23 protein-coding genes are annotated in these 23,896 nt (G+C 62.8%); 12 read left to right on the top strand and 11 right to left on the bottom strand.

The features are described from left to right. Positions 1-74: 74 nt before the first annotated feature. Positions 75-1,688, bottom strand: a complete 1,614-nt coding sequence (locus tag N5J71_RS07480) for an NAD(P)/FAD-dependent oxidoreductase (RefSeq protein ID WP_004423851.1) — start codon at positions 1,686-1,688, stop codon at positions 75-77. Positions 1,689-1,790: 102 nt separating this feature from the next. Beyond that, positions 1,791-2,462, bottom strand: coding sequence for a COG3650 family protein (locus N5J71_RS07475; protein ID WP_279916605.1), 672 nt, complete (start codon positions 2,460-2,462; stop codon positions 1,791-1,793). 255 nt (positions 2,463-2,717) lie between these two features. Here N5J71_RS07475 and N5J71_RS07470 point away from each other — a divergent pair, with 255 nt between their 5' ends. Then, positions 2,718-3,599: an RluA family pseudouridine synthase gene (locus tag N5J71_RS07470; protein ID WP_279916604.1), complete on the top strand. Its 882-nt coding sequence runs from the start codon at positions 2,718-2,720 to the stop codon at positions 3,597-3,599. A gap of 216 nt (positions 3,600-3,815) precedes the next feature. Here the strand turns inward: N5J71_RS07470 and N5J71_RS07465 are convergent, their stop codons facing one another. From N5J71_RS07465 to N5J71_RS07445, 5 genes are all read right to left on the bottom strand, one after another. Then, positions 3,816-4,838, bottom strand: a complete 1,023-nt coding sequence (locus N5J71_RS07465; RefSeq protein WP_279916603.1) for an AbrB family transcriptional regulator — start codon at positions 4,836-4,838, stop codon at positions 3,816-3,818. Next, positions 4,822-6,342 carry a tripartite tricarboxylate transporter permease gene (locus N5J71_RS07460; protein WP_279916602.1) on the bottom strand — a complete coding sequence of 507 codons (1,521 nt, stop codon included), beginning with the start codon at positions 6,340-6,342 and terminating at the stop codon, positions 4,822-4,824. The genes N5J71_RS07465 and N5J71_RS07460 overlap by 17 nt, the downstream gene beginning before the upstream one ends. Position 6,343: 1 nt before the next feature. Then, a complete protein-coding gene (locus N5J71_RS07455; RefSeq protein WP_090426552.1) occupies positions 6,344-6,787 on the bottom strand; it encodes a tripartite tricarboxylate transporter TctB family protein in 444 nt (147 codons plus the stop codon). 63 nt (positions 6,788-6,850) lie between these two features. Then, a complete protein-coding gene (locus N5J71_RS07450) occupies positions 6,851-7,828 on the bottom strand; it encodes a Bug family tripartite tricarboxylate transporter substrate binding protein (RefSeq protein WP_090426549.1) in 978 nt (325 codons plus the stop codon). Between the two features lie 31 nt (positions 7,829-7,859). After that, entirely contained in the window at positions 7,860-9,125 is a 1,266-nt protein-coding gene (locus N5J71_RS07445; protein WP_279916632.1) for an OprD family porin, read from the bottom strand. A 268-nt stretch (positions 9,126-9,393) separates the two neighbouring features. Between N5J71_RS07445 and N5J71_RS07440 the strand changes: the two genes are divergently transcribed. Next, on the top strand, positions 9,394-10,065 hold the full coding sequence (locus tag N5J71_RS07440) for a response regulator (protein WP_100547492.1): 672 nt from the start codon (positions 9,394-9,396) through the stop codon (positions 10,063-10,065). After that, positions 10,062-11,459 carry a sensor histidine kinase gene (locus N5J71_RS07435; RefSeq protein ID WP_100547451.1) on the top strand — a complete coding sequence of 466 codons (1,398 nt, stop codon included), beginning with the start codon at positions 10,062-10,064 and terminating at the stop codon, positions 11,457-11,459. The genes N5J71_RS07440 and N5J71_RS07435 overlap by 4 nt, the downstream gene beginning before the upstream one ends. Here N5J71_RS07435 and N5J71_RS07430 read toward each other — a convergent pair. The 3 genes from N5J71_RS07430 to ygfZ form a co-directional block, all read right to left on the bottom strand. Next, positions 11,442-12,197: a substrate-binding periplasmic protein gene (locus N5J71_RS07430; RefSeq protein ID WP_100547452.1), complete on the bottom strand. Its 756-nt coding sequence runs from the start codon at positions 12,195-12,197 to the stop codon at positions 11,442-11,444. The genes N5J71_RS07435 and N5J71_RS07430 overlap by 18 nt on opposite strands. Positions 12,198-12,335: 138 nt before the next feature. Beyond that, positions 12,336-13,172, bottom strand: coding sequence for an HDOD domain-containing protein (locus N5J71_RS07425; protein ID WP_017677773.1), 837 nt, complete (start codon positions 13,170-13,172; stop codon positions 12,336-12,338). Positions 13,173-13,218: 46 nt separating this feature from the next. After that, complete coding sequence (gene ygfZ / locus N5J71_RS07420; RefSeq protein ID WP_279916601.1) at positions 13,219-14,160, bottom strand: CAF17-like 4Fe-4S cluster assembly/insertion protein YgfZ; 942 nt, start codon at positions 14,158-14,160, stop codon at positions 13,219-13,221. A gap of 145 nt (positions 14,161-14,305) precedes the next feature. Here ygfZ and N5J71_RS07415 point away from each other — a divergent pair, with 145 nt between their 5' ends. Then, the gene (locus N5J71_RS07415; protein ID WP_004423874.1) at positions 14,306-14,560 is read left to right on the top strand and encodes an FAD assembly factor SdhE; all 255 of its coding nucleotides are present in this window, start codon (positions 14,306-14,308) and stop codon (positions 14,558-14,560) included. Further along, positions 14,544-15,011 carry a protein YgfX gene (locus N5J71_RS07410; protein WP_004423875.1) on the top strand — a complete coding sequence of 156 codons (468 nt, stop codon included), beginning with the start codon at positions 14,544-14,546 and terminating at the stop codon, positions 15,009-15,011. The genes N5J71_RS07415 and N5J71_RS07410 overlap by 17 nt, the downstream gene beginning before the upstream one ends. Here the strand turns inward: N5J71_RS07410 and nadB are convergent. After that, positions 14,965-16,596 carry an L-aspartate oxidase gene (gene nadB, locus N5J71_RS07405; protein WP_004423876.1) on the bottom strand — a complete coding sequence of 544 codons (1,632 nt, stop codon included), beginning with the start codon at positions 16,594-16,596 and terminating at the stop codon, positions 14,965-14,967. The genes N5J71_RS07410 and nadB overlap by 47 nt on opposite strands. Before the next feature lie 366 nt (positions 16,597-16,962). Between nadB and rpoE the strand changes: the two genes are divergently transcribed. From rpoE to lepB, 7 genes are all read left to right on the top strand, one after another. Beyond that, complete coding sequence (gene rpoE, locus N5J71_RS07400) at positions 16,963-17,544, top strand: RNA polymerase sigma factor RpoE/AlgU (RefSeq protein WP_074855614.1); 582 nt, start codon at positions 16,963-16,965, stop codon at positions 17,542-17,544. Positions 17,545-17,574: 30 nt separating this feature from the next. Next, positions 17,575-18,147: a sigma-E factor negative regulatory protein gene (locus N5J71_RS07395; protein ID WP_004423878.1), complete on the top strand. Its 573-nt coding sequence runs from the start codon at positions 17,575-17,577 to the stop codon at positions 18,145-18,147. Positions 18,148-18,162: 15 nt separating this feature from the next. Then, entirely contained in the window at positions 18,163-19,110 is a 948-nt protein-coding gene (locus tag N5J71_RS07390; RefSeq protein ID WP_004423879.1) for a MucB/RseB C-terminal domain-containing protein, read from the top strand. Then, positions 19,107-19,562 (top strand): SoxR reducing system RseC family protein, encoded by a 456-nt coding sequence (locus tag N5J71_RS07385; protein WP_004423880.1) that lies wholly within the window; start codon positions 19,107-19,109, stop codon positions 19,560-19,562. Before N5J71_RS07390 ends, N5J71_RS07385 begins: the two co-directional genes overlap by 4 nt. A gap of 23 nt (positions 19,563-19,585) precedes the next feature. Beyond that, the gene (locus N5J71_RS07380; RefSeq protein WP_074855617.1) at positions 19,586-21,010 is read left to right on the top strand and encodes a DegQ family serine endoprotease; all 1,425 of its coding nucleotides are present in this window, start codon (positions 19,586-19,588) and stop codon (positions 21,008-21,010) included. Between the two features lie 149 nt (positions 21,011-21,159). Further along, positions 21,160-22,959 (top strand): translation elongation factor 4, encoded by a 1,800-nt coding sequence (lepA, locus tag N5J71_RS07375; protein ID WP_004423882.1) that lies wholly within the window; start codon positions 21,160-21,162, stop codon positions 22,957-22,959. Between the two features lie 6 nt (positions 22,960-22,965). Then, the gene (gene lepB / locus N5J71_RS07370) at positions 22,966-23,820 is read left to right on the top strand and encodes a signal peptidase I (RefSeq protein ID WP_084341045.1); all 855 of its coding nucleotides are present in this window, start codon (positions 22,966-22,968) and stop codon (positions 23,818-23,820) included. Positions 23,821-23,896 lie beyond the last annotated feature (76 nt).

The raw sequence follows: 23,896 nt of genomic DNA, 5'->3' as shown, positions 1-23,896 counted from the left end.
CGATGGCGGTGATCGGACCTTCGCAGGTTTGGCGCCGCTAACCCACCCTACGTGGTATGTGATCCGAAGAGAGTTTAGCGATTCAACCCAAGCATGCTCTTGGCCACGGCCTCGGCCACACGAATGCCGTCGACCCCGGCCGAGAGGATTCCACCGGCATAGCCGGCGCCTTCACCGGCCGGGTACAAACCCTTGAGGTTCAGACTCTGCAGGTCGTCGCCACGGGTGATGCGTACCGGTGAGGAGGTGCGTGTCTCGATGCCGGTGAGCACTGCATCGGCCAGGTCGAAGCCCTTGATCTGCTTGCCGAAGGCCGGCAATGCTTCGCGGATGGCTTCGATGGCGAAGTCCGGCAGCGAGGGCGCCAGATCGCCCAGTTTCACGCCCGGCTTGTAGGAGGGTTGCACTTCGCCGAGGGCGGTGGACGGCTTGCCTTTTATGAAGTCGCCGACCAGTTGTCCGGGCGCCTCGTAGTTGCGCCCGCCGAGCACGTAGGCGTGCGATTCCAAGCGTTCCTGCAGTTCCACACCGGCCAGCGGGCCACCCGGATAGTCCTGCTCGGGAGTGATGCCGACGACGATGCCGGCGTTGGCGTTGCGCTCGTTGCGCGAGTACTGGCTCATGCCGTTGGTGACCACGCGCTCCGGCTCGGAGGTGGCGGCGACCACAGTACCGCCCGGGCACATGCAGAAGCTGTAGACCGAGCGACCGTTGCTGGCGTGGTGCACCAGCTTGTAATCGGCAGCGCCGAGTTTCGGGTGGCCTGCGTATTTGCCCAGGCGGGCGCGGTCGATCAGCGACTGCGGGTGTTCGATGCGGAAGCCGACCGAGAAGGGCTTGGCTTCCAGGTACACGCCGCGGGCATGGAGCATGCGGAAGGTGTCGCGTGAGCTGTGGCCGAGGGCGAGCACCACATGGCGGCTGAGGATCTGCTCGCCACTTTCCAGAACTACGCCGGTGAGCTGATCGTCTTCGATCAGCAGGTCGCTGACACGCTCCTGGAAACGCACTTCGCCGCCGAGAGCCTTGATCTCTTCACGCATGGTGGCGACCACGCCAGTCAGGCGGAAGGTGCCGATATGCGGCTTGCTGACGTAAAGGATCTCGTCCGGCGCGCCAGCCTTGACGAACTCCTGCAGCACCTTGCGCCCGTGGTGATGCGGGTCCTTGATCTGGCTGTACAGCTTGCCGTCGGAGAAGGTGCCTGCGCCGCCTTCGCCGAACTGCACGTTGGATTCCGGGTTGAGCTGGTTCTTGCGCCACAGGCCCCAGGTGTCCTTGGTGCGTTGGCGTACTTCCTTGCCGCGCTCGAGCACGATGGGGCGCAGGCCGGCCTGGGCCAGGATCAGCGCGGCGAATATGCCGCAGGGGCCGAAACCGACCACGATCGGGCGTTCGTCCAGCGGCGTTTCAGCTTTGCCCACTGGTTTGTAGGCGATGTCCGGTGCCGGGCCAACATGCTTGTCATCACTCAGGCGAGCGAGCAGGGCGGCTTCGTCTTTCACCTCACAGTCGATGGTGTAGATGAACGGCATGTCGCCGTACTTCTTGCGCGCATCGTAGCTGCGCTTGAACACGCTGAAGGTCAGCAGGTCATTGTCGGCGATGCCCAGGCGCTGGACGATAGCCGGGCGCAGGGCATCATCGGCATGGTCGAGGGGCAGTTTCAGTTCGGTCAGGCGAAGCATGGGCAGTGTCCTGGTTGGCCGGTGGTGATCCGGCAAGGTGGAAAAGGGCGGCAATTGTACAGGATCGCTGTCCCAGAGGCCCGTACGCTCGCTCAGGCCTCATCAGTTACGCATGGCGCCGAAATGCGCGCAGCCGCGTAGTACCTGGCCGTCGAGGCGCAGTTCGGCGCTGAGGTGATTGACCGTGCCGCTCATGCTGTCGACGCAGCGCTGCGGCGCCACCCACAGATCCAGATGCTGGCCGTTGGCTTCGCTGCTGAAATTCAGGCGGCCATCCGGCAGCTGCTCTTCCAGGTAGGGCAGGGCCAGCGGCTCCTGCTCGGGACGATTGAGCACCAGGCCCTTGCTGCCGACTTCCAGTTGCCAGAACGGCTCGTTGCCGCTGGCGCGCAGGGCCAGGCGTTTGAAGTTGAGGTCGTCGCAGCTAGGCCCCTCACCTTGCAGGCGATAGATCTGGTTGACCTCGAAACGGCCGTCGTTGCCTTTGCCCTGGCTGCCGCCCAGGCGACCGGTCAGATCGGCGAACAGGCTGCTGTGACCATCGTTGCCGAGTTGTGTGACTTCACGCTCGATGCTGGTGTTGCCAGCATCGGCCAGTACGAAGCGGCGCTGTTCCTGGCAGGGCATGAACACCAACTGTCCATTATCGACCTGTACCTGGCCTTGCAGGCGGGTGGCCGGGGGCGGGCCTTCCGGCTTGCCGGTGTAGACCTGGCAGGCAGCCAGAAGGGGGAGCAGGGCAACGCTGGTCAGCAGGGAGCGGGTGATGGACATGAGTCTCTCCAGATACGAGCAGCCACCATAGCCACAGCGCGACCTCGGCTCAAGCCGTGAGCATGAAAGTCGCGCAGCGACTTCCCCCCTGCTGTCCTTCTCCCTCTGGGAGAAGGTGGCGCGAAGCGCCGGATGAGGGGGCATACCACGCAGGCTTTCATTGTTCGGCTGCTGTTGCAGCATGCCCCGGCTTTGACTGAGCCGCGCGAGTACGGCCTAATTCGCCCCTTCATAAACCGTCGAGCAGCTTCTGCAATGCCCAACCCCGCCATGCGTCCCAGCACGCTTCATTTGCCCCAGGGCCGCTGGGCGACGGTGCTCGATTGCCTGTGCGATCACTTTCCCGCCATCGACCGCGCCACCTGGCTGCAACGTATGGCGCGCGGTCGGGTGCTGGATGCGGCCGGTGCGCCTATCGATGCCACGCACCCTTATCGCGTCTGGCTCAAGGTGCGCTATTTCCGTGAGGTGCCGAACGAGACGCCGATTCCCTTCGACGAGCAGGTGCTGTGGCAGGACGAGCACCTGCTGGTCGCCGACAAACCGCATTTTCTGCCGGTGATGCCGGCTGGTGAGTACGTCGAGCAGACCCTGCTGGCACGCCTGATCAAGCGCACCGGCAATCCTGACCTGGTGCCGATCCACCGCATCGACCGACTGACGGCTGGCCTGGTGTTGTTCTCGGTCAACCCGGCCAGTCGTGGCCAGTATCAGGCGCTGTTTCGCCAGCGCGCGGTGGAGAAACGCTACGAGGCTATCGCTCCGGCATTGGCGCAGTTGCAGTTTCCCTACCTGCACCGTTCACGCATGGTCGACGGTGAGCCGTTCTTTCGCATGCAGGAAGTCGCAGGCGAGGCCAACAGCGAAACCCGAATCGAGGTGCTGGAACGACGCGGCGAACTGTGGCGTTACGGCTTGTCGCCGGTAACCGGGCGTAAGCACCAACTGCGCGTGCATCTGGCCGGGCTCGGTGCGCCCATCGTCGGCGACGATTTCTATCCACAGTTGCTGGAGTCGCGTAATCAGCCGGATGACTACGGCAAGCCGCTCAAGCTGCTGGCGCGCGGCTTGCGCTTCGTCGATCCGGTCAGTGGTCAAGTGCGTGAGTTCGAGAGCGAGTTGCAGCTGCAGTGGTAGCTTCCGCTCGTAGGAGGGGCTTCAGCCGCGAGCTTTTCGCCGCTACGACTGCATGGATGCAGGAGGTAGCGCGAAGCAGGATGCCAGAGCCGAAAGCTTCTTCCACAGTCGCGTAGGGCGTACTCGCGAAGCAGTACGCCGCAGGGGGGCGCAAGCTCGCAGCCCAAGCGGCGGATTGTTCGCTGGCGCTCCGAGCGGTCGGCGTTCCGGTCCGCCCTACGCGTGGCGCTTGCACCAGAGCTTGAATAAGGGTTCTGCCAGGAACATCACCAGAAACAGCCGTAGCACCTGCAATGCAGTCACCAGCGCCACCGACAGCTGCAAGGCTTCGGCGGTCAGGTACAGCTCGGTAATGCCGCCGGGCATCATGCCCAGCATCAGCGACAGGTGGTCTTCGCCAGCCAACCAACCGAGGGCTTCGCCGAGCACGGCAGCGGCGAGCATCGCCAGCAAGGTGAAGGCCAGCACGCGGGCGAGAAAACCCGGTGCACTGCGGAAGAAAGCGCGATCGAAGTGACAGCCCAGAGCGCAACCAATTAGCCACTGGCCGAGCTGGCCGAGGCCTGGCGGCAGGCCCAGATGCAGGTCGAAGCCGGCGCTGGCAACGGCGCAGACAGTCAGTGGGCCGAGCATCCATGGGTTGGGTTGTTTCAGGCGGCCCCAGAGCATTGCTAGCAGAGCGCCAGCCGCGAGCAGGCCGATCAGCCAGGTCCAGTCCACCGGCGCGCGAGTCGGGGCGCTGACGGCGGGCAGACCCCAGGTGAACAGCGCCGGAATCAGCAGCACCACCAGCAGCAGACGCAGGCTGTGCGCCGCTGCCACTCTTGCCGGTTGGGCATCGTGACGCAGGGCCAGGTTGACCATCTCGCTGGCGCCGCCAGGCATGCTGGCGAAGAAGGCGGTGGCGCGGTCGACGCCAGCACGACGCAGGATGGCAATGCCGATCAGGCTCAGCAGCAGCGTGCCGAAGGCGCCCATAACGATCACGGGCAAGTGGCTGAGCACCTGTTCCAGCACTTCGCTGGTGAAGTGCAGGCCGATGCCGCTGGCGACCAGCCATTGGCCGGCCTTGCGCCCGCCCGGCAGTTCACTGAAGGCACGATTGGCCAGGCAGCGCACGAGGATTACCGCCAACAACGAGCCGACCATCCACGGCAAAGGCCAGCCGGCGAGGCTGGCCAGGTAACCGCCGACCACTCCGGCCAGCGGCGTTACCCAAAGATCACGCGGCAGTGGCATCAGCCCCAGCCTTGATCTGCTTGCGTCGACGCATCCAGCGGATGCCCGGCAGGGCCAGCATCAGTACAACAAGCGCCCACAGCACCAGGGTGATCGGGCTGCCCCAGAGGATGTTCAGCTCACCAGCGGAAATCGATAGGGCGCGACGCAGGTTGTCCTCCATCATTTCGCCCAGCACGAAGCCGAGTATCACCGCCGACAGTGGGAAGTCCAGCTTGCGCAGGATATAGCCGAACACACCGAGGCCGATCATCAGCACCAGGTCGAAGGTGGTGCTGTGCACTGCGTACACGCCGACCATGCTGATCACGGTGATGGCAGGTACCAGCACCCAGTTCGGCACGCTGAGCATGCGCGAGAACAGGCCGACCAGCGGGATGTTCATCACCAGCAGGATGACGTTACCGATGAACAGCGAGGCGATCAGGCCCCAGACCACATCTGGCTGCTGTTCGAACAACAGCGGGCCAGGGGTGATGTTGTACAGCGTCAGTGCGCCGATCATCACCGCGGTGGTGCCCGAACCCGGTACACCAAGCGTGAGCATCGGGATCAGCGAACCGCAGGCCGAGGCGTTGTTGGCAGACTCGGGAGCTGCCAGGCCGCGCAGGTCGCCCTCGCCAAACTTGCCGCTGTCACCGGCCAGGCGCTTTTCGGTCATGTAGGTCATGGCGCTGGCGATGGTCGCTCCGGCACCAGGCAGTACGCCAATCACGAAACCGGCGACCGAGCTGCGAATCATGGTCCAGAAGGTGAAGCAGTATTCCTTGAAGTTGAACAGCACGCGGCCGCTGGCTTTCACGGCTTTCTGGCCGTTGTGGGTGTTTTCCAGCATCAGCAGAATCTCGCTGACACTGAAGAAGCCGATGACCACGATGACGAACTGGATGCCGTCGGACAGGCTGACGCTGTCGAAGGTGAAGCGGTATACCCCCGTAGTGGAGTCCACCCCGACCGTGGCCAGGGCCAGGCCGATCAGGGCCGAGAGCAGGGTCTTGACCGGTTTGTCGCCGACCATACCGCCGAGACAGGCAATGGCGAAGATCATCAGCACGAAGTACTCGGCCGGACCGAAGGCCACTGCCCACTTCGCCAGAATCGGCGCGAACAGCACCACACCACAGGTGGCGATCATGCTGCCGGTGAAGGAGCTGACTGCCGACAACGATAGGGCGATACCCGCTTTGCCCTGACGTGCCAGCGGGTAGCCGTCGAGGGTGGTCATGACTGCAGCGGCATCACCAGGCACGTTGAGCAGAATGGCGGAGATACGGCCGCCGTACTCGCAGCCCAGGTAGACGGCGGCGAGCAGAATCAGTGCGGTTTCCGGCGGCAGGCCGAGGGCGAAGGCCAACGGCAGCAGCAGGGCCACGCCGTTGATCGGGCCGAGACCCGGCAGCAGGCCGACCACGGTGCCGACGAAGGCGCCGAACAGCGCCACCAGCAGGTTGGTCGGCCTGGTGGCGACGTCGAAGCCCTGCATGAGGAAGTTGAGGGTTTCCATTTCAGCTCTCCACGAAAGCGTCTAACAGGCCGAGCGGCAGGGGCACGTCCAGCAACAGGTCGAACAGGCTGTACAACAGCACGCCCATCAGCACCGCGCTGATCGCGCAGGGAAGCGGACGGCCGGTGAACAGCAGGCCGAGGGCGAAGGTGGCCAGGGCGGTGCTGACGACGAAGCCGAGCAGCTCGAAGGTCAGCGCATAGGCCAGCAGCACCACCACGCACAGGGCGCTGCGCAACGCCATGGGAACGTCCAGGCGTTGCTCGAGCATGCCGGGTTTGATGATCAGCCACAGGCTGCCGGCGCCCATCAGGCCCAGCAGCAGCAGGGGATAGGCGCGCGGGCCGACCGGGTCGTAGGCGAAGGGCGCCTGGAAGCCCCAGGCAACGACAGCGAGCCAGGCGCACAGCAGCAGCCAGATCGCGGAGAACAGGCGAACGTACATGGTGTTTTACCTCGGGAGCGCCGGCCGCCGCATGGCGGCCGAACGCGGATTGCGCAAGGAGTGTTACTGGACCAGACCGAACTCGCCGGCCAGCGCCTTGTATTCCTCCACCTGCTTGTGCACGAAGGCATCGAGCTCGTCGCCGGTCAGCGACAGGGGAAACAGGTCGCGTTGTTCACGCAGGGTGGCGAAATCGTCACGGGCGAGCATCTGGTCGAACTGGGTCTTCCACCAGTTGAATTCCTCGTCCTTGACCTGCGGGCCCATGTAAAAGCCGCGGATCACCGGCCAGCTGATGTCGAAGCCCTGCTCCTTGGCGGTGGGGATGTCGGCCAGCTTGCCCGGCAGGCGCTCGTCGGCCAGCACGGCGAGGATGCGGATCTTGCCGGCAGCCAGCTGCGGGGTGACTTCGCCGAGGCCGCTGGAAGTGACCTGGACGTGGCCGCCGAGCATGGCGGTGAGGGTTTCGCCGCCGCCTTCGAAGGCGACGTAGCGCAGGTTCTGCGGGTCGATACCGGCTGCGCGGGCGATCAGCGCGGTCTGCATCCAGTCCTGGCCGCCGATGGTGGCGCCAGCGCCGAACACCACGCTGCTCGGGTCCTTCTTCAGCGCCGCGACCAGTTCACCGAGGTTCTGCCAGGGCGCGTCTTCACGCACGGAGATGGCGCCGTAGTCGGTGCCGATGGCCGCCAGCCAGCGTACGGCGGTCTCGTCGTAGCGGCCGAACTTGCCCTGGGCCAGGTTGAGCAGGGAGCCCGAGGAGAAGGCGGTGATGGTGCCCGGGTCCTTGGCACGCTGCGCGACCACGGCGTTGTAGGCCACGGCGCCGACGCCGCCGGGCATGTAGGTGACGCGCATCGGCGCCTTGAGCAGGCCGGTGTCCTTGAGGCCGCTCTGGGCCAGCTTGCAGGTCAGGTCGAAGCCGCCGCCGGGCTTGGCCGGGGCGATGCATTCCGGGCGCTTGGGTTCGGCAGCCAGCAGTTGGCCGGCGAAGGCCAGGCAGGCGGTGGCCAGGGCGGCACGGGTCAGGACAGATTTCATGATGATGATTCCTCGCGAGTCTTGTTGTTGTTTACCAGATTGGCAGGGTGTAGCCGACGATGACGCGATTCTCGTCCGCATCGCGGGCGAAGTCGGAGCGGAAGCTGGCGTTGCGTACCCGTACGTAGAGGTCCTTGAGCGGGCCGCTTTGCACCACGTACTTGAATTCGATATCGCGTTCCCACTCGCCGCCACGCTCGTCTGAGCCGGCAACACGAGCGTCATCGCCACGGATGTAGCGGGTCATGAAGGTCAGGCCGGGAACCCCGATGCTGGCGAAGTTGTAATCGTAGCGGGCCTGCCAGGAACGTTCGTCGGCGTTGGCGAAGTCGTTGATCTGCACGAAGTTGACCAAGAACGGATCGCTGCCATCGATGTAGGCAAAGCCGGTGTCGCCGCTCATGTCCTGGAAGCCCAGGCCGAACTTGTGGCTACCCAGGCCGTAGCTGACCATGGCGTTGAAGGTCTGGTTGTCGACCTTGCCGGCGTTGGCCGCGCCGCTGTCACGACTGACGATATAACGCACGTCGCTGCTCAGGGTGCCCGCACCGACCTTGTGGCTGCTGAGCAGACCGAAGAAGTGCTGGCGATAGATGTCATCCAGATCGGCAAAGTAGTAACGGCCGGTGAAACCAGGGGCGAACTTGTAGTCGACGCCGGCCAGGTCCAGGTGGTCGGCTTCGACGCCAGAGGCGAAGCGGCGGTTCTTGGCGTTGAGCACCATCTCTTCGGAGTTGGTCGAAGCGCGGTCGATGACCTTGTCCAGGCGGCCACCGGTGAAGGTCAGGCCTTCCAGTTCGGAGGAGGTGAGCAGGCCGCCTTCGAATACCTGCGGCAGCAGGCGGCTGTCACTGGCCTTGACCACTGGCAGTTCCGGCACGTGCGAGCCGTAGCGCAGTTCGGTGGCAGAGACCTTGACCTTGCCCGTCAGGCCCAGGCGGCTGAATTCGTCGGCGGAGCGGCCATCGTCGTGTACCGGCAGCAGGTCGGTGCCGGTGCGGCCGCGACCGGAGTCGAGCTTGATACCCAGCAGGCCCATGGCGTCGACACCGAAACCGACAGTGCCTTCGGTGAAGCCGGACTGCAGGTCGAGGCGAAAGCCCTGGCCCCATTCTTCACGCTTGTTCTGGCCTTCGAACTGGCGGAAGTCGCGGTTCAGGTAGATGTTGGTAGCGGTGAGGCTGGCGCTGCTGTCTTCGATGAAGGCGGCGTTGGCGAGGGGGGCAGCGCCGGTAGCGGCGATGGCTAGGCAGAGCAGGCGGACAGGCGGCAGGGCCTGGCGTGAGGCTGCGAGCATCATGTGGTCTCCGTTTTTGTTCTTGTCGCCACCTGGCACCACTGCCAGGTCGCTTGAGCAGGTGGATCGAGCCACCTTGAAACGATGCTATGAGGGCAAGCTTTCACTAGGCTTTCATGAACGAAAGATTTTCATGATGATGTGTTGTTGCGTCATGGCGGATCACGCAAGACCGTAAACATATGCTGCTTTGGCAGTTGAGCAATTCACAGCAGCCGTGGCGGCGCTAAACTGCGCGCCTTTAACGATGCTGCAGCTGGAGGTGGCGGTGCGGATTCTGCTGGTCGAAGACCATCCGCAATTGGCGGAAAGCGTGGCCCAGGCGCTCAAGGGAGCCGGCTGGACGGTGGACGTGCTGCACGATGGCGTGGCCGCTGACCTTGCGCTGGGCAGCGAAGAGTACGCCTTGGCGATACTCGATATCGGTTTGCCTCGTCTGGACGGCTTTGCCGTGTTGGCGCGCCTGCGTGACCGCGGTCAGACCCTGCCAGTGCTGATGTTGACTGCGCGTGGCGAGGTCAAGGATCGTGTACATGGCCTCAATCTGGGGGCAGATGACTACCTGGCCAAACCCTTCGAGCTGACCGAGCTGGAGGCTCGGGTCAAAGCGTTGCTGCGGCGTAGCGTACTCGGCGGCGAACAGTTGCAGCGCTGCGGCGACCTGGTCTACGACCTTGGCGCGCGTCGTTTCAGCCTCGATGGCGAAGCGCTCAGCCTGACTGCCCGTGAGCAGGCGGTGCTGGAGGCGATGATTGCCAGGCCGGGCAGGGTGATGAGCAAGGAGCAACTGGCGGCGCAGGTGTTCGGTCTGGACGAGGATGCCAGCCCGGATGCCATCGAAATCTACATTCACCGCCTGCGCAAGAAGCTCGAGGGCAGCGCCGTACGTATCGTCACCTTCCGTGGTCTTGGCTACTTGCTGGAAACGGTCGAGGCATGAGTCGTGGTGTCAGTCTGCGCGGGCGTCTGCTGCGGCGCCTGGCGCTGCTGTTGTCGCTGATCCTGCTGCTGAGCAGTTTCAGTGCCTACTGGAGTGCACGCCGTGCCGCCGATACCGCCTATGACCGCACGTTGCTGGCATCGGCACGCGCGGTGGCCGATGGTCTGTATGCCGAGGACGGCCGGTTGCGCGCCAATATTCCCTATGTCGCGCTCGATACCTTTGCCTACGACAGCGCCGGACGCATCTACTACCAGGTGCTCGACCTGCAGGGTAATCAGGTTTCCGGCTATGAGGACCTGCCGCCAGCGCCGCCGGGCACGCCGCGTACTGACGATTATCCGGCGCTGGCGCACTTCTACGACGCCGAGTACCGCAACCAGGGCGTGCGTGTGGTCAGCCTGTTGCAGCCGGTCAGCGAACCGCAGCTCAATGGCATCGCTGAAATCCGGGTGGCGGAGACACAGGGCGCGCGCGAGCGCATGGCTCGTGAGCTGCTGATCGGCACCCTGTGGCGTATGGGGTTGCTCTCGTTCAGCGCGCTGCTGCTGGTGTGGTTGGCCGTGAATCTGGCCTTGCGGCCATTGGAGGCGCTGCGCAGGGAGGTGGCAGAGAGAGCCAGCGACGACCTGCAGCCGCTGCCGGATAGCGGTCTGCCGCGCGAGGTGCTGCCGCTGGTGGAGGCGTTGAACCAGTTCAACGAGCGCTTGCGAGGCCTGTTCGAGCGGCAGTCGCAGTTCATCGCCGATGCCGCCCACGAGTTGCGCACGCCACTGGCGGCGCTGAAAGCGCGTATCACCCTGGGTTTGCGCGCCGATCAGCCCGAGGAGTGGCGCAGCACCCTTGAACAGGTGGCGCAGCAAGGTGATCGTCTGACTTCGCTGGCCAATCAACTGCTGTCCCTGGCGCGTATCGAGAGTGGTGCGCGAGCCATTACCGAAGGCGGCGCACAGCGTATCGATCTCGGCCAACTGGCGCGTGAACTGGCTCTGGCCATGGCGCCACTGGCTCACGCCCGTGGCGTCGCGCTGGCGCTGGAGGCCGACCAGCCGGTGTGGATCGATGGCGAACCGACGTTGCTCAACGAGTTGCTGAATAACCTGCTGGATAACGCATTGGCGCATACACCGGCTGGTGGCAACCTGATCATCCGCGCACTGGCGCCGTCGGTACTTGAGGTCGAAGACGACGGCCCGGGCATTCCCGAGGCCGAGCATGAGAAGGTTTTCGAGCGTTTCTACCGACGCAGCAGCCTGGGTAGTGGTGCAGGCCTTGGTTTGGCCATCGTCGGCGAGATCTGTCGCGCCCATCAGGCTCGAATCAGCCTGCACCAGGTGCAGCCGCATGGCCTGCGGGTGCGTGTCGAGTTTCCGCTGTCAGTGGCTGAGGCTTAGCGGCTGCTGAATCTCCAGCAGGTACTGGGAAACCTTGCCACTGTCGCGCAATTGATTCAGGCCACGATTGAAGCGCTGCATCAGCTCGGCATTGCCCGGTACCTCTCGCGACAGCAGCAGATGCAGGCTGTCGCTGCGCAGGGGCTTGCGATGAAAGCTCAGGCGCTGGCGTTCGGCAGCGCTGAATTTCTGATAGAGCAGGTCGAAACCCACCACCTTGTCCACGGGAAACAGATCGATGCGTCCGGCCAGCAACTGGCGCAGGCCCTGTTCATCACCGGTCAGGCGCACCACCTTGAGTTCAGCGGCGGCTTCGGCACGTTCAAAGGCTTCGCCGTAGTCATAACCACGGGTACCGGCAATGCGCAGACCGCGCAGATCCTCGACATCGTTCCAGTCAAACGCGTGGATCTTGCGGTGAAAGAGGTAGTAGCCGCTTTCGACCACCGGCTCACTGATGTGAAAGCGCTGCTCGCGTTCGGGGTTGGCAAGCCAGACGGCACTGCCGTCGCGCAGGCCCTGTTCGGCCATTTTCAGCGAGCGGGCCCAGGGGTGAAATTCCCACTGCACTTCGACGCCCTGCAACGCGAACGCCTCGGCGACGATGCGTGACGCTACACCATGGTGGGGCAGGGTTTCACCGAGATAGGGCGGCCATTCGCCGTTGGTCAGACGTACCTGTTCGGCAGCCTGGGCACTGCCGAGCAACAGGACGAGCAGGACGAATGCGTAACGCATGGCTCTACTTCCTCAAGCGAGTCGTTCGAGTGTAGAGGCATTTTGTGATCTACGTCCCTGTAGATCACCCTTCGGCCGTCGCGCAGCGACGTCAAAAATTGCTCCCGACAATTTTTTGCCATCCATGGCGAGGTGCTTTTACTGCAGCATGCTCATGGCCGCTTCCATGGCGGCGGAGAGGTCTTCGTCGGCCTGCATGTCGACCTGCGGGTCAAGGCCGAGCTTGGCGAAGGCCGGGACCTTGCTCCAGTCCAGTTGGGTGTAGGGGTGCTCGCTGCCCAGGTAGCTCTGCAGCGTGGCAACCTGGACGATATCAACATAATCGACTTTGGCCGAGTCGCGGGTGAAGTCCAGATACTGGCTCGGTACGATGGCGATGGGCTCGGGAAATTCCCAGGTGCGCAGGATCTTGTCGCCGATGATCGGGTGAATCTGCTCGATGACATGGTTGAGGCTGATGGAGTCGGCCAGCAGCTCGTTATGCTCTTCGGCGTAGGTGAGGATCGGCAGCACGCCGATCTGGTGCACCAGGCCGGCGAGCGTGGCCTGATCCGGCATCAGGCGGGTGTAGTGACGGCACAGCACGTGGCAGATACCGGCGATCTCGGTGCTCTTGTTCCACACCTCGCGCATCTTGCGGTCGACCACGTCGCTGGTGGCCTGGAACATCTGCTCCATGGCCAGGCCGGTGGCCAGGTTGCAGGTGTAGTTGATGCCCAGACGGCTCACAGCCATCTGCAGGTCGGTGATTTCCTTGTTGCTGCGCAGCAGCGGGCTGTTGACCACCTTGATGATGCGCGCGGTGAGGGCGGCGTCGTTACCGATTACCTTGCTGATCTGCGGAATACCCACATCCGGGTCTTCGGCTGCTTCACGCACCCGCAATGCCACCTCGGGCAGGGTAGGCAGTACCAGCTCATCGTTTTCGATGGCGTGGATCAGTTCCTGTTGGACTTTTTCGGCAAGCTTGCTCATGAAGTAGCTCTCTTAGGCGATCCGATGCGGCGCCGGGGAAGTTTAGTCAGCGCTGGATTTCCTGGTTAGCATCCAGCTGATAAGGCAGGTCGAGCAGGGTCAGGGGCGGGCCTTCACTGCTGCCGAGATGAATGCGGCCGTCGTTCACGGCGTCTTCCTGCAACACGGCGAGCAACTCGATGGCGTCGTCGGCCTGGGCCGCCAGCACCACTTCGCCAACGCTGGAGCCATGCACCGGTGAGAACAATTCGACGCCGACGGCCGGTAGCTCTGCAGCGACCAGACGCAGGCGCTGCAGGCGGCGCTTGAGCTTGCCCAGGTACTGCATGCGCGCGACGATTTCCTGGCCGGTGTAGCAGCCTTTCTTGAAACTCACGCCGCCGAGGGCCTGCAGGTTGATCATCTGCGGGATGAACAGCTCACGTGTGGCGCCGAACACCTGGCCCACGCCCGCACGGACCTGGGCCAGCAACCAGTCGTTCAGTGGCGCCTGCGGCAGTTGAGCGGCCAATTGGGCTTGCAGCTTTGGCGCTTCCTCTGCAGGCGCCCAGAGTTCGGCACGTCCATCGCTCAGGCGTACGGCGAGCAGTTGGCCGGCGCTGGCCAGGGAATCACTGGCGGTGCCCAGCTGCAGATCGAGCTCGCTCAGCACGGCATCGGCGCCCGCCAGGCCAAAACGGACCCAGGCGGCGCTTTCGTCGCTGAGCTTGGATTTGGAGAACACCGCATATTTCTGCAGATCGGCCAGCTGCGGCTCGATCAGTTCGCGTGCCATGGCCAGCAGGTAGCCGTCTTCTACCGGGACGATGCGAAAGCTCGACAGCATGCGGCCCTTGGGCGTGCAGCGGGCGCCAAGGCTGGATTGGCTGGCACTGAGGTAATTGAGGTTGCAGGTCACTTGGCCCTGCAGGAACTTGGCTGCGTCCGCGCCGCGTACGGCGAGCAGGCCTTCGTGATCGAGGAGTGTGAAGTAAGCGCTATCGGCCATGATGCAAATCGAATCACTGAATAAAGGTCAGGGGCATCATCATAGTGGGCAGGGCGGGGCCTTGTCAGCGCAATTGCGCAGCGTCGCGGTGAACAGCGACGCAATTCGCCGTTATACTGCCGGCCTCGTTCGAGGAGTCCGTTGCATGGTTGAGCAAAGTGAACTGAATCGCCTGTTCTGGCATAGCCGCCGTGGCATGCTGGAGCTGGACGTGCTGCTGGTGCCCTTCGTCAGGGAGGTGTACCCGAGCCTGGATGCCGAGAACCAGGCGCGCTATCGCAAGTTGTTGGAATGCGAGGATCAGGACATGTTCGGCTGGTTCATGCAGCGCGGCGAGCCCGAGGATGCCGACCTGCGCCATATCGTGCGCATGATCCTGGATCGTGTCCAACCCAAGTGATGTCTTCGAGTGCCGTTGGCAGCCATCACGCTGGCTGCTGAGGCTCTACCTGTCGGTCCAGGCACTGGCCTTGCTGGCGCCGTGGCTGGCCGACATTCCCACCTGGTCCAGGCTGCTGTCACTCGTGGCTTGCCTGGCACATGCCGCCTGGGTGCTACCGCGACACGTCTTGCTGACTGCGCCACAGGCCATCACGGGTTTGCGCCGTGATGGATTCGGCTGGCATCTATATAGCGTTGCAGCAGGCTGGCAGGCGGTGCAACTGCGCCCGGACAGTCTGGCGTTGCCGCTGGCGGTGGTGCTGCGCTATCGCCTGCCAGGCCAGCGTTTCAGTCGTGGGCTGTGCATTGCCCACGATGCGCTGGCGCCCGAGCACCACCGGCGCCTGCGCTTGCGTCTGAAGTTCAGCCGACGGCGCTGGGCTGAGCCTGGGACGTCGGCGTCAGAATAGTGTCTCGGGCTTCGGCCAACTGCTCGGGGTAGTCGAGGGTGTAGTGTAGCCCGCGGCTTTCATGGCGCTGCATGGCCGAGCGGATCATCAGCTCGGCGACCAGTGCGAGGTTGCGCAGCTCGATCAGATCACGACTGACCTTGTAGTTCGAATAGAACTCGTCGATCTCGTCCAGCAGCAGGCGCACGCGGTGTTGCGCGCGCTGCAGGCGCTTGTTGGTGCGCACGATACCGACGTAATCCCACATGAAACGCCGCAGCTCATCCCAGTTGTGGGCGATGATCACGTCCTCGTCGGAGTCGGTCACCTGGCTGGCGTCCCAGTCCGGGAGGTTGCTGGGCATGCCGATAGTGTCCAACTGCTCGACGATATCGGCGCAGGCTGAGCGCGCATAAACGAAGCATTCGAGCAGCGAATTGCTGGCCATGCGGTTGGCGCCATGCAGGCCGGTGAAGCTGGTTTCGCCAATGGCGTAGAGGCCGGGCACGTCGGTGCGGCCATGCTGGTCGACCACCACGCCACCGCAGGTGTAATGCGCCGCCGGCACCACCGGGATGGGCTGCTTGGTGATGTCGATGCCAAAGCCCAGGCAGCGTTCGTAGACGGTGGGGAAATGACTCTTGATAAATTCGGCCGGCTTGTGACTGATGTCCAAGTACACGCAGTCGACGCCCAGGCGCTTCATTTCATGGTCGATGGCACGGGCAACGATATCGCGCGGTGCCAGTTCGGCGCGCTCATCGAAACGCTGCATGAAGCGTTCGCCATTGGGCAGCTTGAGCAGGCCGCCTTCGCCACGCACGGCTTCGGTGATCAGGAAGCTCTTGGCCTGCGGGTGATACAGGCAGGTAGGGTGGAACTGGTTGAACTCCAGGTTGCCGACGCGACAGCCGGCACGCCAGGCCATGGCGATGCCGTCGCCACAGGCACCGTCGGGGTTGCTGGTATAGAGGTAGACCTTGGCCGCGCCGCCGGTGGCGAGAATCACGAAGCGCGCGCTGAAGGTGTCGACCTCACCGCGGTCACGATCCAGTACGTAAGCGCCCAGACAGCGCTCGCCATCCAGGCCGAGCTTGCCCTCGGTGATCAGGTCGACGGCGACGCGTTGCTCCAGCAGCTCGATGTTCGGGCGTTGTCGGGCCTGCTCCAGCAGGGTGTTGAAAATTGCCGCACCAGTCGCGTCGGCGGCGTGGATGATGCGCCGATGGCTGTGGCCTCCCTCGCGGGTCAGATGGAACTCGAAGCCGCCGTCCTCGCGCGCGGTTTCATCGTCTCGGGTGAAGGGGACGCCCTGATCGATCAGCCACTGGATGGCCTCGCGGCTGTGTTCTACGGTGAAACGCACGGCGTCTTCGTTGCACAGGCCGGCCCCGGCGTTGAGGGTGTCGGCGACGTGTGATTCGACCGTGTCGGTATCGTCCAGAACGGCTGCCACGCCACCTTGCGCCCAGTAGGTCGAGCCATTGGCCAGCTTGCCTTTGCTCAATACCGCGATGCGCAGATGGGAGGGTAGGGTGAGGGCGAGCGTCAGGCCAGCGGCGCCGCTGCCGATGACCAGAACATCATGCTGGAAGTGTTGGCTCATGTCCGAGTTCCGCGTGAAAGCGAGCCCTAGTATATAGAGAGGGGCAGCGGCACAATAGGTGGCTTATGACCGACCTCGGTGCTCGGGAACTTTCTTAGTCATTAAGGTTCCATTGAGGGTCGCCCATATAAGGGAGATCGCTTGCGCGTGCCTGCATCTGAAGTCAGCGGAGGGTGTGGAAATGAGCGGCGATAAGATTATTTGCGCGGGCGGAAAGGTTCCGCTGGCGCCATTCCAGGCAGAGGGAAGAAAACTCTGCGGGAAGCTTGCTTGGAGGGGAGAACTTTTGCTTAAGACCCGAGTCTATCTTGGCAAGCTGATTCGCTTACGGGTGCAGACCTCCTCCGAGCGTTGTGAGGAGAGTGCATGCTAATCCAGGAAGATGATCAGCAACTGGTCGAGCGAGTGCAGCACGGTGACAAGCGTGCCTTCGATCTGTTGGTGCTGAAGTATCAGCACAAGATCCTTGGTCTGATCGTGCGATTCGTGCACGACACTCACGAGGCTCAGGATGTTGCTCAGGAAACGTTCGTAAAAGCTTACCGAGCGCTTGGAAACTTTCGCGGTGACAGCGCGTTCTATACATGGCTGTATCGCATCGCCATCAACACGGCGAAGAATTATCTGGTATCGCGCGGCCGTCGGCCGCCGGATAGCGATGTCAGTAGCGATGACGCGGAGTTCTATGACGGCGACCACGGCCTCAAGGACATCGAGTCACCGGAGCGGGCATTGCTGCGCGACGAGATCGAAGCCACCGTGCATCGAACCATCGCCCAGTTGCCGGATGATTTGCGCACGGCCCTGACCCTGCGTGAGTTCGAAGGCTTGAGTTACGAGGACATTGCCGGCGTCATGCAGTGTCCTGTAGGTACAGTGCGTTCGCGGATATTCCGCGCACGTGAGGCAATTGATAAGTCCCTGCAACCTCTGTTGCAGGATGCCTAAGGCAGCGGCGGCAGCCAAGAGAGGAGCGCCATGAGTCGTGAAACCCTGCAGGAATCGCTGTCCGCGGTGATGGATAACGAAGCGGACCAACTGGAATTGCGGCGCGTGCTCGCAGCCAGCGAGGATGGCGAGCTGCGTGGCACTTGGTCGCGTTACCAGATCGCCCGTGCAGCCATGCACCGAGAGCTGGTGGTGCCGCAGCTGGACATCGCATCAGCGGTTTCCGCGGCATTGGCCGACGAGGCCATTCCGGCGCGCAAGACGTCGATCTGGCGCAGCGTCGGGCGTGTAGCCGTGGCGGCATCGGTGACCGTTGCTGTGCTGGCGGGTGTGCGTTTCTACAATCAGGATGATCTGAGCGGCGCTCAGTTGGCTCAACAGGATGCTTCTCCGGTACTCTCGGTACCGCAGGTGCAGGGTCCTGCACTGCTGGCCGGTTACAACAGCAGCGAGGAAGTCGGCGAGTCTGCCGAGGCTGGCACTGCCAGCTGGCATGAGCAGCGTCTGCCGAACTATCTGCGCCAGCATGCGCAGGAAGCCGTGATGGGTGCCGGTGAAACCGCTCTGCCTTATGCTCGTGCTGCGAGCCTGGAAAACCGCTAAGCGCTAAGGAGTCACATGCGCGCGATTCCCCTCTGCCTGCTTGGAGGTCTGCTGGCATTGCCGGTTCAGGCCTCCGGGGTGCAAGACTTACTCGGGCGCCTCGCTGCGGCAGAACGCCAGCAAAGCTTCCAGGGCACGTTCATATATGAGCGCAATGGAAGTTTCTCCACTCATGCCGTATGGCACCGAGTGGAAGAGGGGGGGCAGATTCGCGAGCGTCTTCTGCAGCTCGATGGGCCTGCCCAAGAGGTGCTGAAAGTCGATGGCCAGACTCAGTGCGTCACGGGCGCGCTGGCCGACCAGGTCAGTGAAGGGCAGGCCTGGCCTGCCCGTCAACTGGATGCGGAGCAGTTGAGCAATTGGTACAACATGCGTGTTGCTGGCCAGTCGCGCATTGCCAACCGCGCAGCTGATGTACTGGTGCTTGAACCCAAGGACCAGCATCGCTACGGCTTCGAATTGCACCTGGATCGGGAGACCGGTCTGCCGTTGAAATCCCTCCTATTGAACGAGCGCGGCCAGCTTCTGGAGCGCTTTCAGTTCGCCCAGTTGGACACTTCTACCCCTGTTGAAAACGCCATGCAACCGAGTTCGAGCTGCAGGCCGGTGCGTTTTCGTGCTGCCGACAGCATGGCCGAAGGTACCTGGCGATCCGACTGGTTGCCGCCGGGCTTTACCCTTATTGCGGCGCAGATGCGTCGGGATCCTGCTTCCGATGAAACTGTCGCCTACCTGATGTATGGCGACGGTCTCGCACGTTTCTCCGTTTTCATCGAGCCCCTCAACGGCAGCGTTGTCGACGATGCGCGCAGTCAGCTGGGCCCAACCGTCGCGGTTTCGCGGCGGATGAGTACCGACTCTGGTGACGTGATGGTGACCGTGGTGGGTGAGATTCCTTTGGGGACCGCCGAACGCATCGCACTGTCAATGCGCGCCGGAGTGCCCGAACAGGCTAGCCAATGATCGAGGAGCAGGGGCGTGTAGTGGCGCTCGAGCCCGGCGCTGTCTGGGTCGAGACGCTGCGCAAGAGCACCTGCTCCAGTTGTTCGGCCAATGCCGCCTGTGGTCAGGGCCTGATGGATCGTCTTGGTGTAGGGCGGCAGCGCGGTTATGTGCGCGCGCTCAGTCAAATGCAGCTGGCGGTTGGCGATAGTGTGATCATCGGTGTGCGTGAAGATCTCTTGGTGCGCAGTTCTCTGCTGGTTTATCTGCTTCCGCTTCTGGGTCTGTTTGCCGCTGCGCTGCTGGCGAACGGTCTGGGTCTTTCCGAACCTCTGGTGATCCTGGCAGGCCTGAGTGGCCTGTTCGCCAGTTGGCTGATGGTTCGCTGGCGCGCCGCTCGCGTTGCCGAGAACCCCTTATTGCAGCCCGTTGTCCTACGTACGTTGCTGGCCACTGCGCCAGCGGTCGGTTGATTTACATGGGGAGTGGTAGTTCGATGAGAAAACTCAAGTCCATTGCGCCGTTGTTGGCGGTTGCCTTGCTCTGGGGGCAAAGTCTGTTGGCTCAGGCCAGCCTGCCTGATTTCACCGATCTGGTAGAAGAGGCCTCGCCTGCGGTGGTCAATATCAGTACCCGGCAGAAGATGCCCGAGCGCGCCGTTGCCGGCCATCCGGCGCTGCCTGATCTGGAAGGCCTGCCGCCGATGTTCCGCGAGTTCTTCGAGCGCAGCATTCCGCAGATGCCGCATAATCCGGGCGGTCGCCAGCGCGAAGCGCAGTCGCTGGGTTCCGGTTTCATCATCTCGCCGGACGGCTACATCATGACCAACAATCATGTGGTCGCCGATGCCGATGAGATCATCGTGCGCCTGTCCGACCGTAGCGAGCTGGAAGCCAAGCTCATTGGTGCAGACCCGCGCAGTGACGTCGCGCTGCTCAAGGTCGAGGGTAAGAATTTGCCCGTGGTGCGTCTGGGCAAGGCCGACGACCTCAAGGTTGGCGAGTGGGTGCTGGCCATCGGTTCGCCGTTCGGTTTCGACCATTCGGTGACGGCCGGTATCGTCAGTGCCAAGGGGCGTAACCTGCCGAGCGACAGCTACGTGCCGTTCATCCAGACCGATGTGGCGATCAACCCGGGTAATTCCGGCGGCCCGCTGTTCAACCTGCAAGGCGAGGTCGTGGGTATCAACTCGCAGATCTTCACTCGCTCCGGCGGTTTCATGGGGCTCTCCTTCGCTATTCCGATGGAAGTGGCCATGCAGGTCGCTGATCAGCTCAAAGCAGACGGCAAGGTCACGCGCGGCTGGCTCGGTGTGGTGATTCAGGAAGTGAACAAGGATCTGGCCGAGTCCTTCGGTCTCGACAAGCCGGCTGGCGCGCTGGTCGCGCAGGTGCTGGAAGGCGGCCCGGCAGACAAGGGCGGTCTGCAGGTCGGTGATGTGATCCTCAGCCTCAACGGCAAACCGATCATCATGTCGGCTGACCTGCCGCATCTGGTCGGTGGCTTGAAACCCGGTGAGAAGGCCGAGCTGAACGTGGTGCGCGACGGCTCCCGCAGGAAACTCGATGTGACGATCGGCACGCTGCCGGAAGAGGGGCAAGAGCTGGCCGCGTCGGGGCCGGCGCAGGGTGGTGAGCGCAGCAGCAATCGCCTGGGTGTGACAGTGGTCGAACTGACGGCCGAGCAGAAGAAAGGTCTCGACCTCAAGGGCGGTGTTGTGGTCAAGGAAGTGCTCGGTGGTCCTGCGGCTATGATTGGCCTGCGTCCTGGTGACGTGATCACTCATCTGAACAATCAGGCCATCGATTCCACTCGCACCTTCACTCAGGTGGCGCAGGATCTGCCGAAGAACCGTTCGGTATCCATGCGTGTGCTGCGTCAGGGGCGAGCCAGCTTCATCACCTTCAAGCTGGCTGAGTAACCCAGGTACGTTGAAGAGGGCGCTTTCGGGCGCCCTTCTTCGTATCTGCACCAGCGCTGTGCAGACGTGACGCCGTCGCGAGGGATCGGGTACAATCCGCGGCTATTTTCGGCAAGCGTCTTGCCCGTGCCTTCTTTGAGTGTTGATCTGTGAGTGACCTGAGTCATATCCGCAATTTTTCCATCATTGCCCACATTGACCACGGCAAGTCCACCCTGGCTGACCGTTTCATCCAGATGTGCGGCGGCCTCACCGCGCGTGAAATGGAGGCTCAGGTTCTGGACTCCATGGATCTGGAGCGTGAACGCGGCATTACCATCAAGGCTCACAGCGTCACGCTGCATTACAAGGCGCAGGACGGTAAAACCTATCAGCTGAACTTCATCGATACCCCCGGTCACGTCGACTTCACCTACGAAGTCTCGCGTTCGCTGGCGGCGTGCGAAGGTGCGCTGCTGGTAGTCGATGCCGGTCAGGGCGTCGAGGCGCAATCGGTTGCCAACTGCTACACCGCCATCGAACAGGGCCTTGAGGTCATGCCGGTGCTGAACAAGATGGACCTGCCGCAGGCCGACCCGGATCGCGTCAAGGACGAGATCGAGAAGATCATCGGCATCGACGCCACCGACGCGGTGGCCTGCAGTGCCAAGAGTGGCATGGGCGTGGACGAGGTGCTCGAACGCCTGGTGCAGACCATCCCGGCGCCGACCGGCGAGATCGATGCACCGCTGCAGGCGCTGATCATCGACTCCTGGTTCGACAACTACCTGGGCGTAGTCTCGCTGGTGCGTGTGCGTCATGGCCGCGTGAAGAAGGGCGACAAGATTCTGGTCAAGTCCACCGGGAAGGTGCACCTGGTCGACAGCGTCGGTGTCTTCACCCCGAAGCACACCGCCACCGCTGATCTAAAAGCCGGTGAAGTGGGCTTCATCATCGCCAGCATCAAGGACATTCACGGTGCGCCGGTCGGTGACACCCTGACCCTGTCCTCAACCCCCGATGTCGAAGTGCTGCCGGGGTTCAAGAAGATCCAGCCGCAGGTCTACGCCGGCCTGTTCCCGGTCAGCTCAGACGATTTCGAGGACTTCCGCGATGCCCTGCAGAAGCTGACCCTCAACGATTCGTCGCTGCAATACGCGCCGGAAAGCTCCGATGCGCTGGGCTTTGGCTTCCGCTGCGGTTTCCTCGGCATGCTGCACATGGAAATCATCCAGGAGCGCCTGGAGCGCGAGTACGACCTGGATCTGATCACCACTGCGCCGAGCGTGATCTACGAGATCGAGCTAAAGACCGGTGAAACCATCACCGTTGACAACCCGTCCAAGCTGCCGGACGTCTCGGCTGTCGCTGACTTCCGCGAGCCGATCGTCACCGCCACCATCCTGGTGCCCCAGGAGCACCTGGGTAATGTGATTACCCTGTGCATCGAGAAGCGTGGTGTGCAGCGTGATATGCAGTTCCTCGGTTCCCAGGTTCAGGTGCGTTACGACCTGCCGATGAACGAAGTGGTGCTGGACTTCTTCGACCGTCTGAAGTCGACCAGCCGGGGTTATGCCTCGCTGGACTATCATTTCGATCGCTACCAGTCCGCCAATCTGGTCAAGCTGGATGTACTGATCAACGGCGACAAGGTCGATGCCCTGGCATTGATCGTGCATCGCGATAACGCCGCCTACAAAGGCCGTGCATTGACCGAGAAGATGAAGGAACTGATTCCTCGGCAGATGTTCGACGTGGCGATCCAGGCAGCCATTGGCGGCCAGATCATCGCGCGGACCACTGTCAAGGCGCTCAGAAAGAACGTACTGGCCAAGTGTTACGGTGGCGACGTGAGCCGTAAGAAGAAGCTGCTGGAGAAGCAGAAGGCCGGTAAGAAACGCATGAAGCAGGTCGGCAACGTGGAAATTCCGCAAGAAGCCTTCCTTGCCGTGCTTAGGTTGGATAGCTAAGGCTCTATGTCGATCAATTTCCCGCTTCTGTTGGTTATCGCGGTTGCCGTTTGCGGCTTCCTGGCCCTGATCGATCTGATCCTGCTGGCTCCGCGCCGCCGTGCGGCGATTGCGGCGTACCAGGGGCGGGTCGACGATCCCGACGACAGGGTGCTGGAGCGCCTGAGCAAGGAACCCTTGCTGGTCGAGTACGGCAAATCCTTCTTCCCGGTGCTGGCTATCGTGCTGGTGCTGCGCTCGTTTCTGGTCGAGCCGTTCCAGATTCCGTCCGGGTCGATGAAGCCGACTCTGGAAGTGGGTGATTTCATCCTGGTCAACAAGTTCGCTTATGGCATTCGTCTGCCGGTGATCGACGAGAAGATCATCGAGGTGGACAACCCGCAGCGCGGCGATGTGATGGTGTTCCGCTATCCCAGCGACCCGACCATCAACTACATCAAGCGCGTGGTGGGACTGCCGGGTGATCGCATCGAGTACACCCAGGGCAAGCGTCTGCTGATCAATGGCGAGCCGGTGGCCGAGACGCTGATCAGTGAAGAACCGGGTAGCCTGGGTGGTGCGATGCTCTACCAGGAGCGCCTGGGCCAGGCCGAGCACACCATCCGCAAGGAAATGACCCGCATGCGCCGCGAGCCCGGTGGCCAATGGGTGGTGCCCGAAGGGCACTACTTCATGATGGGCGACAACCGCGACAACTCCAACGACAGCCGTTACTGGCGTGATCGTCATATCCCTCAGGAACTGTGGGGCATGGTTCCGGACGATCATATCGTCGGCAAGGCCTTCGCCATCTGGATGAGCTGGCCGGAACCCAAGACCGGCAATCTGCCCAATTTCTCGCGGGTCGGCCTGATTCATTGAGCACTGGCGCGCTGTTCAATACAGCGCCACAGGCTATAAATAGCGTAGCCGTCAGGCTTTCCGACAAGACCGTTCA

Source organism: Ectopseudomonas oleovorans, assembly GCF_029845265.1.
Classification (GTDB): domain Bacteria; phylum Pseudomonadota; class Gammaproteobacteria; order Pseudomonadales; family Pseudomonadaceae; genus Aquipseudomonas; species Aquipseudomonas oleovorans.
Note: the sequence above shows the minus strand (reverse complement) of the source record. Positions and strands in the feature narration are given on the sequence as shown.